The sequence below is a fragment of the Xanthomonas dyei genome (assembly GCF_002939865.1).
Taxonomy (GTDB): domain Bacteria; phylum Pseudomonadota; class Gammaproteobacteria; order Xanthomonadales; family Xanthomonadaceae; genus Xanthomonas; species Xanthomonas dyei.
On record NZ_MDEE01000036.1, the window covers coordinates 16,181 to 31,647 of the forward strand.

Consider the following 15,467-nt stretch of genomic DNA (forward strand, 5'->3'; position numbering starts at 1 on the left):
TGACGGTACCGGTACGCGATGTGCGCTACTTGAACAGGCGCGGCCTTGATGGATGGCCAGGCGCGACGGAACACCGATCACCAGCGCGAGTCTGCGATCAGGTCTGGCGCATGCCAATCAGTCTGTCCGTTTCGTTGAACCTGCAAAGCAGAAGGATCTGGAATCGACCAGGTCCTTCCGCCGCGTCGCACACTTGCCGGTGTTTCTAGCAACGCGCTCAGAATGTCTGCTGCAGGCTCAGGTAAACACCACGGCGTGGTGCCCATTGCGGGGCGAATACGCCGATGCCGCCGCCGTCGCGCAGCTGGTAGCTGCGATCGAGCACGTTGAGGACGGCCAGCTGCGCGTGCAGCGGGTGCGCAGTGAGCGCGAAATCGTGCCCGGCGCTGAGATTCAACTGGAAGTACGACGGGAGTTCGCCGCCATTGGGCACGGTATCGGTATCGGTGCGCAGGCCGCTGCCATAGAGGTAATTCGCCCCGATCCGGCTGTTGTCGTTGATGGAGTAATTGATGCCGCCGGAGGAGGTCAGCTTCTGGTCGTGGTCCAGATGGATCCAGTTGTTTTGTGCGTACGCCAAGGCATCCGGGTCGAAGTTGTACAGGCTGGTCATGACTTGCTTGCCCATCGCCTTGCTGTAGGCGAGGTTGAAATACGCGGTCACCGGGCCATTGCTGTAGTCGGCGCTGAACTCGGCACCGCGGATGCGGCCGTTGCGATAATTGAAGGTGGAATAGACATAAGCGGCGCCGAACTGGCCTTCGTCCTGCAACCGGTCCGCTTTGCGGTAGTAAGTGTCCAGGCCCAGGGTCAGGTGATCGCTCACTTCTTGCGAGATGCCGAGGTCGTAGTAATCGCTGCGTTCGCTCAGCGGCGTAGTCGGGCCGCCGCCGGTGGATTGCTGGTTGGTGGTGCCGTCGTACAGCGCGATATCGCTGGTGGAGATCAGCTCGCTGGCAGGCGGAGTGAAGTAGCGCGCGTAGCCGGCGTGCACGGTGGTGCTGGGGCTTGCAGTCCAGACCACACCCAGACGCGGACTGAGCTGGCTCTCGCTTGCCCCGAAGGCCTTGTAGCGGTCGCCGCGCACGCCGTAGTTGACCGTCCAGTCGTCGGCGATCTTCCATTCGTCCTGCAGATACATCGCGTAAGTGCTGGCGTGGAAGCGGCTGCCATCGGGAATGAACACCGGCACGTTGCTGCTCTGGTTGCCGTCTGCATCGGCCGGGAAGACAGAAGAATTGTTGCTGGCGATGGCGTGTTCAAAGTTGCCGTACAGGCCATAGCGCAGCGTATGTGCACTGCCCCAGGGTGTAGAGAAATCCGCCTGCACGGTGTTGGCGCGATTGCTGCGGTCCACCTGCGAGGCGATGCCGTTGAAGATCAGATCGCCGGCCACATCGGGCGAGAACGCGACGCTGCTATAGCGCTGGCCGGCCGACAGCTGATAGCTGGTGTCGCCGAGCGTGCCTTGCAGTGCCAAGGTGCCGAAACGGGTGGCTTCGCGCTGGTTTTCGTCCAGGCGCGAGGAGTCGAAATCGGTGGTACCCAGGTAATCGAACGCCGGGGTCTGGCCGGGATTATTCGGGATTTGAAAGCGGTTGTTGGCGTAGCCGACCAACAGGCTGAGGCGCGTGTTCTCATTGATCAGATAGCTCAGATCGGCAAAGCCTTTGCCCTGATGGGTCTTGTCGTGCTCGGGCGAGCGGCTGTCGACCGGGTTTTCCAGCCCGTGGCTGTTCTGTTCGTAGTCACCGGTCACGAACCAGCTCCAGCGCCCACTGCTGCCCCACAGCGAGGCGTTTGGATTGACCGTGTCGTACGAGCCGCCGGTGATGCCGACGCTGCCGCCATTGCCCAGCTCGGCGCCGTTTTTGGTGGTGATGTCCACAACTGCGGCGGTGCGGTCGCCGAACTGCGCGGGCAAGGCGCCATCGAGCAGCTTGAGGTTCTTGATGATGCGCGGCTCCAGGCTCTGGCCGAAGCCGGAGATGGATTCGGGCAGCATGATGCCGTTGATGCGGTATTGCAGGTTGGCGTGATCGCCGCGCACATGGATGCCGCCGTACGAGTCCTGCACAACGCCCGGTGCCTGCAGCAGCACCTGGTTGAGTGGTGTGGAGGCGCCGAGCGGAAGACGGTCGATGTCTTCGGCAGTGATGGCGTACTGGCTGCTGCCGATATCCGGAGACAAGGCGTTGCGCGCCGCTTCGAGCTTGGCGATCACGTTGACGGTGTCCAGATCGGTGGTTTGCGCGGCGGCGGGATCTGCGGCCAGTGCGGCGCCGGCACAGGAAGACAAGAGGATGGAAACGATGGCAACGGGGAGGAGGCGAGGAGTCATGGCGGTCGCAGGACGGGCTAGGGAGGATGTGTTACCTCGTAACACTCCGCTTACGAGCGGGCGCTAGCGTAGGCCGAAAGTCATGCCTGGGCGTATGGCTTTGCTTGCCGTTCAGTCGTGCGCATCTGCGCGGCAAGCGTTTGCGCGCCAGCGATGGCTTCATCCAGAAGGGCATCAGGCGCACCGGCGCTTTGCGTGACGCGCCGGCTCTGCCACCATCGCAGGCTGTCCAGGAGTGTTGTTGCCATGAATCCTTCCGCCGCTTCTCCCGTTTCCGATTCCGCTGCCTCGGCGTGGGCGCCCGGCAGCTGGCGTGGCAAACCCGCGCTGCAGCTGCCGGTATACCCGGATCAAGCCGCACTGCAGAGCGCCATGGGCGAGTTGGGGCACTTGCCGCCGCTGGTGACCTCGTGGGAGATCTTCGCGCTCAAGCGCCAGCTGGCAGAGGCGCAGGAAGGCAAGCGCTTCCTGTTGCAGGGTGGCGATTGCGCGGAGAATTTCAGCGATTGCGAATCGGGCACGATCTCCAATCGGCTGAAAGTGCTGCTGCAAATGAGTCTGGTGCTGGTGCATGGCCTGCGCCTGCCGGTGGTGCGGGTCGGGCGCTTTGCCGGGCAGTACGCCAAGCCACGATCGGCCGACACCGAAACGCGCGACGGCGTGACCTTGCCCAGCTACCGAGGCGATGTGATCAATGCGCCGGCCTTCACCGAGGCCGCACGCGTGCCCGACCCGCGCCGCATGATCACTGCGCACTCGCGGTCGGCGATGACGATGAACTTCGTGCGCGCGTTGATCGATGGCGGCTTCGCCGACTTGCACCACCCCGAATACTGGAACCTGGACTGGGTGGGCTATTCGCCGCTGGCGGCGGACTACCAGAAGATGGTGGCGTCGATCGGCGATGCGGTGCGCTTCATGGAAACCCTGTCCGGGTCGGAGGTGTACAACCTCAATCGCATCGACTTTTACACCTCGCACGAAGCGTTGTTGCTGCCCTACGAAGAAGGCCTGACCCGTCAGGTGCCGCGGCAGTGGGGCTGGTTCAACCTCAGCACGCATTACCCGTGGATCGGCATGCGTACCGCGGCGCTGGATGGCGCGCATGTGGAATATCTGCGTGGCGTGCGCAATCCGATTGCGATCAAGGTGGGGCCGTCGGTGCAGCCGGACCAATTGCTGCGCCTGATCGATGTGCTCAACCCGGAGGACGAACCCGGGCGTTTGAGCTTCATCCATCGCATGGGTGCCATGCAGATTGCCGAAAAATTGCCGCCGCTGCTGGAGGCGGTCAAGCGCGATGGCCGACGCGTGCTGTGGGTCTGCGATGCGATGCATGGCAACACCGAAAGCACCGGAAACGGCTACAAAACAAGGCGTTTCGACAATATTCGCAGTGAAGTGGAAACCTCGTTCGATCTGCATGCGGCGGCCGGCACGCGGCTGGGTGGCGTGCATCTGGAACTCACCGGCGAAGATGTCACCGAATGCACGGGCGGCGCGCGCGAGTTGACCGAGCGCGATCTTGAGCGCGCGTATCGCTCCAGCGTGGACCCGCGCTTGAACTATGAGCAGTCGCTGGAAATTGCGATGGCGATCGTACGCAAGCAGCAACAGGTGGCATCGCAGCCGTTGGGCGCATGAAGTCACTGTGCGTATGACGTGATGCTCATGCCGCATGCGGCATGCTCTGGCAGCCATCCCTCTCGCCCCCCCACAGGAGGAACGGTTTGACTGCCGATTGGAACGTCATCCGCGAATACGCAATTCCGCTGGGCGCCGCGCTGCTGGCGGGCGTCGTCACCTGGTCGCTGATGCTGTGGCTGTTTCGCCGCATGCAGGGCCGCGATTATCGCCGCGCACGCATCATCCGCGTGGTCACGCTGCCGGCGGCCTTCATCCTGCCGCTGCTGTTTCTGGGCATCGCCACCGAGGCCACGCCGCTGTCCGGCAAGGCGCTGGCAGCGGTGCAGCACCTGTTGCATGTCGGCATCGTCGGCTGCGTCACCTGGTTGTTGGTGCGTGCGGTCGCTGCCGGCGAAATGGCGATCCTGCGCAGCAATCCGATCGAGGTATCGGACAATCTCACCGCGCGGCGTATCCAGACCCAGACACGGGTCTTGAGTCGCGTGGTGATGGGCACGGTGATCCTGCTCGGTATCTCGGTGGTGCTGCTCGGCTTCGAGCAGGTGCGCCAGATCGGCAAGACGCTATTGGCGTCTGCAGGGATCATCGGGCTGGTGGCCGGTATTGCGGCAAAGCCTGTCTTCGGCAACCTGATTGCGGGGCTGCAGATTGCGCTGACCCAACCGATTCGTCTGGACGATGTGGTGATCGTGGAAGGCGAATGGGGCCGGATCGAAGAGATCGGCAGCTCGTATGTGGTGGTGCGTATCTGGGACGAGCGGCGCATGGTGGTGCCGCTGACCTGGTTCATCGAAAACCCCTTCCAGAACTGGACCCGGGCCAGTGCAGACCTGCTCGGTACCGCGTTCTTGTGGCTGGATTACCGCACCCCGATTGCGGCGGTGCGCGCGGAACTGGAGCGCATCTGCCACAGCGAGCCGCTGTGGGATGGGCGCGTCTGCGTCACCCAGATCACCGATACCAGCGACAACACCATCCAGGTCCGTTTGTTGGTGAGCGCGCGCAATTCCGGCGATGCGTTCGACCTGCGCTGCCTAGTGCGCGAGCGGATGATCGACTTTCTGACCCGCGAGCACGCGTACGCGCTGCCCAGGATCCGTGCCGAAATTGCGGCGCAGGAAAAGCCGGTATCGCTTGCTGCAGGGCCGATCTCGCCGGAGAGCGTGCGTTCGCCGGGTGCGGAAGACGGCGAGCCGGCGGCATCGATCTAGCGTTGCCTGTCGACGCGCCTGATCGCGGTGCGTGCGCTGGCGCCCAACCGGTTCGCGATGCGGCGCATCGACACCGTGGCAGTGCTGCGCTGGCTGGGCGGTAAGCAGCGCGACATTCGGGTGATGCTGTCTCACCACGTCGATGCCTGCACCGCCCCAGTGCTGCTTGGCGGTGCGGTCAGTCGGCCGTCTTCGGTTGCGATGCGCCCGATGTCGCGGGCGGTGCGCTCGTCGCGTAGCCCGGCGCAAACCGCGCGTGGCTGCGTTGCTCGTAGGCGTAGGCCAGTTCGATCAGGCGCGGCTCGCTCCACGCGGTGCCCATGAACAGCAATCCGAGCGGCAGACCCTGGGTCTGCCCCATCGGCACGCTCAGGCTGGGATACCCGGCCACTGCCGCGGCGCCGTAGCCGGCACCGGGAAAGGTATCGCCCTTGCCGAGCGTGGTGACCCAGGCGGCGCCAGTGGTGGGTACGATCAGGGCGTCCAGGCGGTCGGCTTTCAGTGCTGCGTCGATACCTTGTTCGCCGGCGAGCTGCTTGGCGTTGGCGCGCGCGCTCAGATAGCCCGGGTCCTCCGGGCCGGGCGCAGCTTGCGCCTGCTCGAACAACTCCTGGCCGAAGTAGGGCATTTCGCGCCGCGCATTGGCACGATTGAAGGCAACCAGCGCGTCCAGATCTTTGACCGGTGGGGCGTGGCTGCGTAGATAGGCATTCAAGCCGGCCTTGAATTCGACCAACAGGACCGTCTGCTCAGCGGCATCCCACTGTCCATCGGTGGGCAGGCGGGTTTCGATCACCGTGGCACCCGCCGCGCGCAAGGTCTGTACGGCGCGCTCCAATGCGGCGGCGATCGCGGGATCCTCGCGCAGTGGATTGCGCAGCAGCCCCAGGCGCGCGCCGCGCAGGCCATCGGGTTTGAGGTGGGCGAGATAGTTCGGGGTGGAAGACGGCGCAGTGCGCGTCGCTGGGTCCTGCGGATCGGGCGCGGCGATGGCCTGCAGCAACGTGGCGGCGTCGGCGACGCTGCGGGTCATCGGGCCGGCGGTGTCCTGGCTGGCGGAGATCGGAATGATGCCGTCGCGGCTGACCAGGCCGACGGTGGGCTTGAGCCCGACCAGGCCATTGACCGCAGCCGGGCAGGTGATGCTGCCGTCGGTTTCGGTGCCGATACCCACCGTGGCCAGGCTGGCGGCGATCGCCGCGCCGGTGCCGGCGCTGGAGCCGCACGGATTGCGATCCAGCGCATAGGGATTGCGGGTCAGCCCGCCGCGGGCGCTCCAGCCGGAGCTGGACTGGGTGGAACGGAAGTTGGCCCATTCGCTCAGATTCGTTTTGCCCAGGATTACCGCGCCGGCCGCGCGCAGGCGCTGCACCAGAAACGCATCGCGGTTGGGGCGAAACTCGGCCAGCGCCAGCGAGCCGGCACTGTTGACCATCGGCACGGCGTCGATGTTGTCCTTGAGCAGTACCGGAATCCCGTGCAGCGGTCCGCGTACGCGGCCGACGGCGCGCTCGGCGTCCAGGGTGCGGGCGTCCGCCTCGGCCTGCGCATTGCGCTCGATCACGGCGTTGAGCGTTGGACCGGCGCGGTCGATGGTGTCGATGCGCTGCAGATAGGCGCGCGTCAGGTCCAGGCTGGTGGTCTCGCCACGGGCCATGTGGGCTTGCAGGCCGGCGACATCGGCATCGATCAGGTCGAGCGGTTTGGCCGCCGAGGCGTTGCCTGTGGCCGGATGTTGCAGGTCATCGGCATGTGCATAGCCGCACAACGCCAGCAGCAGCGCAAAGCACAAGGTGGTGGAGCGCATGGGCGGTTTTCCGCGGGGGACTTTCCGCAGGCTAACGTCGCTGCGTCGGGGTGACAACGTGCTGGCGCGCCCATGGACGGGCGGGCAGGGTCAGCGACGCCGGCGCTTGACCAGATCGCGTGCCAGCACGCCGACCACGATCAGGTTGATCGCCAGCACGCCCCAGGCGGTCCAGCCAGGATGACGGATGATGGCGTAGATATCGAAAGGCAGGTAGATGGCCGCCGACAGGCAGCCCAGTACCGAGGCCCAGGCCTTGGCACGCCACAGACCCCAGGCTTCCACCACGTGCAGCAGGCCGTAGGCCAGCATGGCGGCGGCCGCCAGATGCACCGCATCGGGGCTGATGGTCTTGAGTAACGACGGCAATGCGCCGTGGTCCGGATCCAGATTGAAACGGCGGATCAGCGTACTGACCGCATGTTGCAGCGGGAGCGGGCCCAGAATTTCCAGGCCCGTCGCCGCCAGCAGCGCAAGCCCACCCTTGACCGCCTCTAGCAAGGCGATCGCGTGGAGGCCCGGATGCGCGCGCGGATCCGGGCTGTAAGGCTTGTTGCTCACGACTGTGGCTTAGTCAGCAACTCAGCCGGAACGGCCGGAGCGCTTACGGTCGCTTTCGGTCAAGCCCTTCTTGCGCAGGCGGATTTCCTTCGGGGTGACTTCGACCAGCTCGTCGTCCTCGATGAAGTCCAGCGCCTGCTCCAGCGTGTACTTGATCGCCGGGGTCAGCTTGATGGCATCGTCCTTGCCCGAGGCGCGCATGTTGGTCAGCGGCTTGGTCTTGATCGCGTTGACGGTCAGATCGTTGTCCTTGGAGTGGATACCGACCAGCTGACCTTCGTACACATTGTCGCCTTCGGCGGCGAACAGGCGGCCACGCTCTTCCAACGGCCCCAGCGCATAGGCAGGAGTGGCGCCGGCAGCATTGGCAATCATCACGCCGTTCTGGCGCTTGGCGATGGCGCCCTGTTCCTTCGGGCCGTAATGGTCGAACACATGGAACAGCAGGCCCGAACCCTGGGTCAGGGTGCGGAACTCGTTCTGGAAGCCGATCAGACCACGCGCCGGGATCATGTAATCCAGGCGCACGCGGCCCTTGCCGTCCGATTCCATGTTCTTCAGCTGGCCCTTGCGGCTGCCCAGCTTTTCCATCACGCCGCCCTGGTGCTGTTCTTCGATGTCCACCACCAGCTGTTCGATCGGCTCCATCTGCTTGCCGTCGATTTCCTTGATGATGACTTCCGGACGCGACACGGCCAGCTCATAGCCTTCGCGACGCATGTTTTCGATCAGCACCGACAGATGCAGTTCGCCACGGCCGGAGACCAGGAACTTGTCGGCGTCGGAGCCTTCCTCGACCTTCAGTGCCACGTTGTGCACCTTCTCGCGGTCCAGACGGTCGCGCAGCTGGCGGCTGGTCAGGAACTTGCCACCGGACAGGTCCTTGTTGCCGGCGAACGGCGAGTTGTTGACCTGGAAGGTCATCGAGATGGTGGGCTCATCCACGGTCAGCGCCGGCAGCGCTTCCGGGTGATCGAGCGCACACACGGTGTCGGAAATGGTCAGCTCGGCCACGCCGGAGATCGCGACGATGTCGCCGGCCTCGGCGGTGTCCTGCTCGATACGCTCCAGGCCCAGGAAGCCCAGCACCTGCAGTACCTTGCCCTGACGCTTCTTGCCTTCGCGGTCGATCACGCTGACCGGCATGTTCTTCTTCAGCACGCCGCGCTGGATGCGACCGATGCCGATCACGCCGACGAAGTTGTTGTAGTCCAGCTGGCTGATGCGCATCTGGAACGGGCCGTCCGGGTCAACGTCCGGTGCCGACACGTGCTGCATGATCGCTTCATAGAGCGGGGTCATGTCGCCGTCGCGCACGTCCGAATCCAGGCTGGCGTAGCCGTTCAACGCGGAGGTGTAGACGATCGGGAAGTCCAGCTGCTCGTCGGTTGCGCCGAGCTTGTCGAAGAGGTCGAACACCTGGTCGATCACCCAGTCCGGGCGTGCGCCGGGACGGTCGATCTTGTTGACCACCACGATCGGCTTGAAGCCCATCGCAAAGGCCTTCTGGGTCACGAAGCGCGTCTGCGGCATCGGGCCGTCCATCGCGTCGACCAGGATCAGCACCGAGTCCACCATCGACAGCACGCGCTCGACTTCGCCACCGAAGTCGGCGTGTCCGGGGGTGTCGACGATATTGATGCGGTTGCCGTTCCAGGTGATGGCCGTGTTTTTGGCCAGGATCGTGATGCCACGTTCCTTTTCCTGATCGTTGCTGTCCATCACACGCTCAGCCAAGACGGTGCGTTCGGACAGGGTGCCGGACTGCTTCAGCAGGCAGTCGACGAGGGTGGTCTTGCCATGGTCGACGTGGGCGACGATGGCGATATTGCGGAGTTTTTCAATGGACATGCGGAAAGGGCCCCTGTCTGGCGCCAGTCTTGAGATGAGGTAAGCCCAGCATTATAGCGGTTTCGTTGCGTTGCCGTTGCGGATTGACGCAAGTCGATTCAGATCGCCCATTCAGGCAGCGTGACGGCTGCTCGAATCCAGGCCCGACGACGGCCTTGGACCATGGTCGTACCTGCGCAGTCGTCTGTGCGCCCGGGTGTATCCTAATGGGCTGTTGATCACCCCAGAACCTGCAAGGATTTCCATGTCCCTGATCGCCACTTTCGACACGTCCCGCGGCCCGATCGTTGTTGAGCTGTATCCGGAGAAGGCACCGCTGACCGTCGCCAACTTCGTCAATCTGGCCAAGCGCGGCTTCTACAACGGCCTGAGCTTCCACCGCGTCATCGCCGACTTCATGATCCAGGGCGGTTGCCCGGAAGGGTCCGGCCGCGGCGGCCCGGGCTATCGTTTCGAAGACGAGGCCAACAATGGCGTCGGCCACGAGCGCGGCGTGCTGTCCATGGCCAATGCCGGCCCGAACACCAATGGCAGCCAGTTCTTCATCACCCACACCGCCACCCCGTGGCTGGACGGCAAGCACACCGTGTTCGGCAAGGTCACCCAGGGCCTGGACGTGGTGGATAGCGTTGCCCAGGGCGACACCATCAACACGCTCACCATTGAAGGCGACACTGACGCCGTGCTGGCCGCCAAGGCCGACCGCGTTGCGGAGTGGAATAAGATCCTCGCCGCCTGATTGACCCTGATCGAACGGCCGCCATGTGCGGCCGTTTGCTTGTCAACGCGCGCCGCCAGGCCTTGCGCCACGCCAGCGCGCGACCCCACCAACGCTTTTTAGCAGAGGAAATACCCCATGAAAGCACCTGTTCGTGTTGCTGTGACCGGCGCTGCCGGCCAGATCGGCTACGCCCTGCTGTTCCGCATCGCCTCGGGCGAAATGCTGGGCAAGGATCAGCCGGTGATCCTGCAATTGCTGGAACTGTCCAACGAGAAGGCCCAGGCCGCGCTCAAGGGCGTGATGATGGAGCTGGAAGACTGCGCGTTCCCGCTGCTGGCCGGCATGGTCGGTACCGACGACGCCGAAGTGGCGTTCAAGGACATCGACGTCGCCCTGCTGGTCGGTGCGCGTCCGCGCGGTCCGGGCATGGAGCGCAAGGACCTGCTGCTGGAGAACGCCAAGATCTTCACCGCGCAGGGCGCGGCGTTGAACAAGGTGGCCAAGCGTGACGTCAAGGTGCTGGTGGTCGGTAACCCAGCCAACACCAATGCCTACATCGCGATGAAGTCGGCGCCGGATCTGAACCCGAAGAACTTCACCGCCATGCTGCGTCTGGACCACAACCGCGCCCTGAGCCAGCTCTCGCTCAAGCTCGGCAAGCCGGTCGGCGGCATCGAGAAGCTGGTGGTCTGGGGCAACCACAGCCCGACCATGTACCCGGACTACCGTTTCGCAACCTCCGATGGCGCATCCATCAATGATGCGATCAACGACCAGGAGTGGAACGCCTCCACCTTCATCCCGACCGTGGGCAAGCGCGGCGCGGCGATCATCGAAGCGCGCGGTCTGTCGTCGGCCGCATCGGCCGCCAATGCCGCCATCGATCACGTGCGTGATTGGGTGCTGGGCAGCAACGGCAAGTGGGTCACCATGGGCGTGCCGTCCGACGGCTCCTACGGCATTCCGGAAGGCGTGATCTTCGGCTTCCCGGTGACCACCGAGAACGGTCAGTACACCCTGGTCAAGGATCTGCCGATCGACGACTTCAGCCAGAAGTACATCGACAAGACCCTGGCCGAGCTGGAAGAAGAGCGCAGCGGCGTGTCGCATCTGCTGGGCTGAGGTTCGCAGCTGTAGTTGCTACGAGAACGCCGGGCACTGCCCGGCGTTTTTTTGTGTCCGCATGCAGGCGCTGGACCTGCATGCGGAGCTCGATCTGCGGCGATGGTCTGCGGACAACGCGAGGCGATGATCTGCACGCACTGCGATGGGTTGCCTTGCCTTGCCGTGTGACGTGGCGTCACCCGTCACCCCGCGGTGCCTGTTACGACAGGCCTTCGGCCTTCAGCGCGGCCTGCACATCGGCATCGGCCTGCATGCGCTTGAAGAACGCATCCAGCGCGGTCAGGCCGCTGAGGTCCACGCCTGCCTTGTTGGCCCACCGTAAGGTCACGAACAGATAGGCGTCGGCGCCGGTATGGCTGTCGCCGGCCAGCCAGTCGCGGCCCTGCAGATGCGCATCGACGCGCGTGTAGAGCGTGCGCAACTTGCTGCGTGCATCGTCGTGACTGCGCGCGATCAATGACTCATCCTGCAGATACGCGGTGCTGCCGAAGATCGGCTTGAAGGTCGGATGCACATCGGCATTCGAAAAGGCGATCCAGCGATTGATTTCGGCGCGGCTACGCGCACTGCCGTCACCGCCCAGGCTGCTGAGCGGCGCAACATCGGCGATGTAATTCAGGATGGCCGCGTTCTGGGTCAATGCCCAATCATCGACCACCAGCAACGGCACTGCGCCAGCGGGATTGAGCTGCAGATACTCGGGCGACTTGATGGTGGTTGCGTCGACTACGACCAGGTCGAACGGAAGCCCGGACCAGCGCAACACAATGTGGTCTGCAAGCGAACAGGCACCGGGCTTGGTGTAGAGCTTCATGTGCGTCCAGTTAGGAAGAGGGGATGCAAGCTTAGCCGGGTTAGGCGGCAAGCTGTGCTGCCGTCAGAGCCGCAGTGCGGTGATGCGTAGGCGGGCGTATCGCGGCCTCTAGCGCTAGGTGAAGCGCGCTGCGTTAGCGTGCCGCGCTCTGCGCTGTTGCGCCGCTGGCTGGTGATCTTCGACGATCAGCATTCGCTACGCGAAGCGGCCGATCACATCGCCGGCGCCGGCCGCCCAGTCGTGGTAGACGGGTAACACACGCTACGTGTCATCGGCATCATCACGCATACCGATTTATTGGCAGCGCAGATGATGCGCTTGCACGCATCACGAGTGCATGCATCAGGAGTAATCGTGCGCAGAGCCTCTCACGCGCTGGCTCTTGCGAACTGGCGAGCGCGAAAACAGCGAGTCGTTGGTCCAATGCGGTATCGCAACGGTGCGGGCACGTTGCAGCGCGCTATCGGCCCATCGTGCCGTTACGACGCAGTACGCGGGCGCAGCTTCTGTACGCGGTAGAAGGTGTGATCGCCGATGGTTGCAACCTGATACGCATTGCGCCAACTCGGGCTGGCAATCGCGCTGGCAGCAAAGTGGCTCGCGCCAGGTACGATCTCCTTGCGCTGACCTACAGGCAACGCCCAGTTACGTTCTGCGGCGAGGGCAACACCCAACGCCTTGTTCCAGGCATCGTCGTTCTTCAACTGCGTGCCTGGTGCCACGATCGTCGGTGCAAACTGTTTGCGTGCGGTGACCACCTCACACATCGAGTCGCCCCACAAACCGCTGTCCAGCCGACGCAACGCAACTTCCGCAACAGCCTGTTGGCCACGCAAGGTCTGGTCGCGTGCTTCCAGATAAACGGTCGTACTCAAACACAGCGAATCTGCAGCTGGCTGCGGCATCAATTGCGCAAGCCAGAATATCCAAATCATCTTCATACAACTCCTTGCTCCGTATGGGCCGGTCCGCAGAGCCTCCAAAGTGGATGCACCAGTGCGAAAGGCTTGGCGTCATGGGGAGGCGACCTGTCACGGGCCGCCCGGTCTTCGGTGAAAGAGAGATCTACCGAAGGTGCCCACCAAATGAGGTGGGTCAAAAAGTTGGCGCAAGGTAGGCGGCGATCACACAATCTTGGCTGAATGGGCGGGGTTGACGCGGCACGACATCGGCTGTGCCTGCGTTGTGCCCACGACGTATCACGCAACGCACCATGTCATGCGCGTCGCATTCGCTCGGCGACAGTTGATCGCGCGCAGTTTTTGGCGCTGATATTGCGTGCATGGCGAAACTAGATCGTTGAAGAACTCTTCTTTCACGCTGGCTGCACGCGTTCTCTGGTGCTGCGAAAAGATAGGCGTCGAATGTACGCGTCGTTGCGCGGAAAAATAGTGGTCAGTTGGACGCGCTGCGTGCGTGCATCGCACACCTTGCGGAATCATTTAGCACGTAGTTGTCTGCAAATGGGCACAGCAACTTTGCATGCGATTTCAAACGTTGCGTTATTGCATCGGTATCGCGACGAAACTGATGGCCACGCTTTCGCAGTCATGGTTGCTCCACTGTGTTGCGCGATTCGCTCAGGCGTCGCTCGCCAGTCGTACATTCGAGATCACCAAGCTGCGTGGCGCTGTCATGATGATCATGCGCCAGGGTCATGCGCATCGTCAGTTGATGCCCAATCTCCATCTACGATCACACACCCGTCTGCTACCGCAGCGTCAACGTCATTTAGTGAGTCGGGCGGCCACGCGCATTGAATGAGCAAGTGGCTTCGATAAGTACAGTGAAAGGTTTTTTCATGTGTCGGCCATGTTGGCCAATCCGCTAAAGACGTCTAAGGCGACTGAAAGCCTCCCAGCTGCCAGGCGTGCGCGGCCTGTCCACCTTGTGGCCTATGCCACTCGCAAACTCCGCTTCTCGTGCGCCGTCCATACCTGTCTGACGATGACTCGCTACGCTTTGTTGGCCGTTAAATATTTCAGCGCGGATCAAGCGAAAAATCTTCGCGCCGTTGTCGTCGAGGATCCACATAGCGTGCATCCCCAAACATGCCGTCAAGTTTGGAGTGGTGTCGTTTCGGCAGCCAATGTTCGCTCAAGTAGCGATGCACGGTTGCTCCATGCCAGCCACAGACACGCCGCGCCGCAGACCACAGGCCCGATTGCCATCGACCATGCAAGCTGCGCTTGAGCTGCGCCGTGCGTGTTGTGCAGACTCAGCAGTAGGCCGACCACGGCGCTGCCCAGGGCAAGCGCAACCTGTGCCACGGCTGTCAGCACGGCAAAGCGGCGAGCTTGTTGTGCGGGGCTGTACTGTATGGAAAGTTCGGCATGGCGCGCCCACACCCATTGTCCGGCGCTGCCCGCCGCCATGCCGACGCAAAGTGCCAGCGCTGCATCCAGCCAGATGCCGCGCGTTGTCTGCAACGCAAACAGCAGCCCACAGCCGACCAGCACTGCACCGCTGTATCCGAGTCGCTGAAACGCGCCGGTGTGCAGGCGTGCTGCCAGTGGTTGTACGACCACCGAGCCCATGGCGTAGCTGATCAGCAGCGCGCTACCCCAACGTTGCGAAATAACCAGTGTCTGCGCCAGATACGGTGCCAGTTTGGTAAACGTAGGCAAGGTCAGCGACAGCAGCGCAATCACTACCAGCGGCAACAGTTGATGATGACGCGAGGATGCGACAAATCGATCGGCAGGCATGCTGTTGACGTCCTGCGTCTGCGATTGCAGCGTCAGACGCAACCACCAGGACGAGGTCACTGCGATACAGCTCGCAATGCAAACAACCGTCATTGCCGTGGCGGCACCCGCATGCGGCCTGGAGAGCAGCAGCCCGATCACTGCGCTCATCGATAAGGCAGCCAGACCGCTGCCGATCAAGCGCAGTGCGCTCACGCCTTGTGCTCCACGCCATGGCCAATGGCAAAGTCCAAGCAACGTGTTCTGCGCAACATCGCCGATGGCGTAGGCCGCACGAAACGGCAGGCTGAGTAACAGCACGCACGGCAGACGTGCAGGTGGTGGTAACAGCGGCACCACAAACAGCAAGGACATCGTCACCGCTGCCAGCGCCATGCCTCGCCATTGCGCGCGTCCGGCCCAGGCCAGGCTGACGCCCGTCTGCCAGCGGCGCGCAGCGAACAGCCCCATTGCGGCACTGACCAGCAGCCCGGCAGCAACCGACACGCCGGCAGCTGTTGCACTCAGTCCCACGTATTCGGTCAGGGCGAAGATCAGCAACAACTCGCCGGTGTACCAGAGCAGGCTTTTACCGAAGTGCGCAGCCGTGTACGCCAGCAAGGTTTCCATTGACAGGCCAGGGGGCGGGCGCTTTGTCGAAGAAGGCGGCATGCGCCGCTTATACCGCAGCTCAAAGACAAT

12 protein-coding genes and 1 other RNA gene are annotated in these 15,467 nt (G+C 63.3%); 5 read left to right on the forward strand and 8 right to left on the reverse strand.

The features are described from left to right. Positions 1 to 217: 217 nt before the first annotated feature. A complete protein-coding gene (locus tag XdyCFBP7245_RS18640) occupies positions 218 to 2,341 on the reverse strand; it encodes a TonB-dependent receptor (RefSeq protein ID WP_104616956.1) in 2,124 nt (707 codons plus the stop codon). An 80-nt stretch (positions 2,342 to 2,421) separates the two neighbouring features. Then, a complete protein-coding gene (locus tag XdyCFBP7245_RS24075) occupies positions 2,422 to 2,589 on the reverse strand; it encodes a hypothetical protein (protein WP_158255526.1) in 168 nt (55 codons plus the stop codon). On the opposite strand from XdyCFBP7245_RS24075, the gene XdyCFBP7245_RS18645 reads away from it, so the two are divergent. Beyond that, the gene (locus tag XdyCFBP7245_RS18645; RefSeq protein WP_104616957.1) at positions 2,588 to 3,985 is read left to right on the forward strand and encodes a class II 3-deoxy-7-phosphoheptulonate synthase; all 1,398 of its coding nucleotides are present in this window, start codon (positions 2,588 to 2,590) and stop codon (positions 3,983 to 3,985) included. The two genes, XdyCFBP7245_RS24075 and XdyCFBP7245_RS18645, sit on opposite strands and share 2 nt — an antisense overlap. Before the next feature lie 86 nt (positions 3,986 to 4,071). Next, positions 4,072 to 5,199, forward strand: coding sequence for a mechanosensitive ion channel family protein (locus tag XdyCFBP7245_RS18650; RefSeq protein ID WP_104616958.1), 1,128 nt, complete (start codon positions 4,072 to 4,074; stop codon positions 5,197 to 5,199). A 178-nt stretch (positions 5,200 to 5,377) separates the two neighbouring features. Here XdyCFBP7245_RS18650 and XdyCFBP7245_RS18655 read toward each other — a convergent pair whose 3' ends face one another. From XdyCFBP7245_RS18655 to typA, 3 genes are all read right to left on the reverse strand, one after another. Beyond that, positions 5,378 to 7,006: an amidase gene (locus tag XdyCFBP7245_RS18655; protein ID WP_170068709.1), complete on the reverse strand. Its 1,629-nt coding sequence runs from the start codon at positions 7,004 to 7,006 to the stop codon at positions 5,378 to 5,380. 90 nt (positions 7,007 to 7,096) lie between these two features. Beyond that, positions 7,097 to 7,567, reverse strand: a complete 471-nt coding sequence (locus XdyCFBP7245_RS18660) for a DUF2127 domain-containing protein (protein WP_104616959.1) — start codon at positions 7,565 to 7,567, stop codon at positions 7,097 to 7,099. Between the two features lie 21 nt (positions 7,568 to 7,588). Beyond that, entirely contained in the window at positions 7,589 to 9,418 is a 1,830-nt protein-coding gene (gene typA, locus XdyCFBP7245_RS18665) for a translational GTPase TypA (protein WP_104616960.1), read from the reverse strand. Positions 9,419 to 9,662: 244 nt separating this feature from the next. Between typA and XdyCFBP7245_RS18670 the strand changes: the two genes are divergently transcribed. Both XdyCFBP7245_RS18670 and XdyCFBP7245_RS18675 read left to right on the forward strand, forming a co-directional pair. Then, positions 9,663 to 10,157 carry a peptidylprolyl isomerase gene (locus tag XdyCFBP7245_RS18670; RefSeq protein ID WP_010368631.1) on the forward strand — a complete coding sequence of 165 codons (495 nt, stop codon included), beginning with the start codon at positions 9,663 to 9,665 and terminating at the stop codon, positions 10,155 to 10,157. A 117-nt stretch (positions 10,158 to 10,274) separates the two neighbouring features. Beyond that, positions 10,275 to 11,261: a malate dehydrogenase gene (locus XdyCFBP7245_RS18675; protein ID WP_104616961.1), complete on the forward strand. Its 987-nt coding sequence runs from the start codon at positions 10,275 to 10,277 to the stop codon at positions 11,259 to 11,261. 202 nt (positions 11,262 to 11,463) lie between these two features. Here XdyCFBP7245_RS18675 and XdyCFBP7245_RS18680 read toward each other — a convergent pair whose 3' ends face one another. Together XdyCFBP7245_RS18680 and XdyCFBP7245_RS18685 are read right to left on the reverse strand one after the other, a co-directional pair. Further along, positions 11,464 to 12,078: a glutathione binding-like protein gene (locus XdyCFBP7245_RS18680; protein ID WP_104616962.1), complete on the reverse strand. Its 615-nt coding sequence runs from the start codon at positions 12,076 to 12,078 to the stop codon at positions 11,464 to 11,466. Positions 12,079 to 12,557: 479 nt separating this feature from the next. After that, the gene (locus tag XdyCFBP7245_RS18685) at positions 12,558 to 13,019 is read right to left on the reverse strand and encodes a cell wall hydrolase (RefSeq protein WP_055846073.1); all 462 of its coding nucleotides are present in this window, start codon (positions 13,017 to 13,019) and stop codon (positions 12,558 to 12,560) included. A gap of 954 nt (positions 13,020 to 13,973) precedes the next feature. Here XdyCFBP7245_RS18685 and XdyCFBP7245_RS18690 point away from each other — a divergent pair. Next, a non-coding RNA gene (locus XdyCFBP7245_RS18690) (sX9 sRNA) lies at positions 13,974 to 14,049 on the forward strand. Between the two features lie 86 nt (positions 14,050 to 14,135). On the opposite strand, the gene XdyCFBP7245_RS18695 is transcribed toward XdyCFBP7245_RS18690, so the two are convergent. Beyond that, positions 14,136 to 15,437: an MFS transporter gene (locus XdyCFBP7245_RS18695; RefSeq protein WP_104616963.1), complete on the reverse strand. Its 1,302-nt coding sequence runs from the start codon at positions 15,435 to 15,437 to the stop codon at positions 14,136 to 14,138. Between the last annotated feature and the right edge of the window lie 30 nt (positions 15,438 to 15,467).

Excerpts from the sequence above, each read along its gene's own strand:
- XdyCFBP7245_RS18640 (WP_104616956.1), bottom strand. The coding sequence starts at position 2,341 with ATGACTCCTCGCCTCCTCCCCGTTGCCATCGTTTCCATCCTCTTGTCT.
- XdyCFBP7245_RS18645 (WP_104616957.1), top strand. The coding sequence starts at position 2,588 with ATGAATCCTTCCGCCGCTTCTCCCGTTTCCGATTCCGCTGCCTCGGCG.
- XdyCFBP7245_RS24075 (WP_158255526.1), bottom strand. The coding sequence starts at position 2,589 with ATGGCAACAACACTCCTGGACAGCCTGCGATGGTGGCAGAGCCGGCGC.
- XdyCFBP7245_RS18655 (WP_170068709.1), bottom strand. The coding sequence starts at position 7,006 with ATGCGCTCCACCACCTTGTGCTTTGCGCTGCTGCTGGCGTTGTGCGGC.
- typA (WP_104616960.1), bottom strand. The coding sequence starts at position 9,418 with ATGTCCATTGAAAAACTCCGCAATATCGCCATCGTCGCCCACGTCGAC.
- XdyCFBP7245_RS18670 (WP_010368631.1), top strand. The coding sequence starts at position 9,663 with ATGTCCCTGATCGCCACTTTCGACACGTCCCGCGGCCCGATCGTTGTT.
- XdyCFBP7245_RS18675 (WP_104616961.1), top strand. The coding sequence starts at position 10,275 with ATGAAAGCACCTGTTCGTGTTGCTGTGACCGGCGCTGCCGGCCAGATC.
- XdyCFBP7245_RS18680 (WP_104616962.1), bottom strand. The coding sequence starts at position 12,078 with ATGAAGCTCTACACCAAGCCCGGTGCCTGTTCGCTTGCAGACCACATT.
- XdyCFBP7245_RS18685 (WP_055846073.1), bottom strand. The coding sequence starts at position 13,019 with ATGAAGATGATTTGGATATTCTGGCTTGCGCAATTGATGCCGCAGCCA.
- XdyCFBP7245_RS18695 (WP_104616963.1), bottom strand. The coding sequence starts at position 15,437 with ATGCCGCCTTCTTCGACAAAGCGCCCGCCCCCTGGCCTGTCAATGGAA.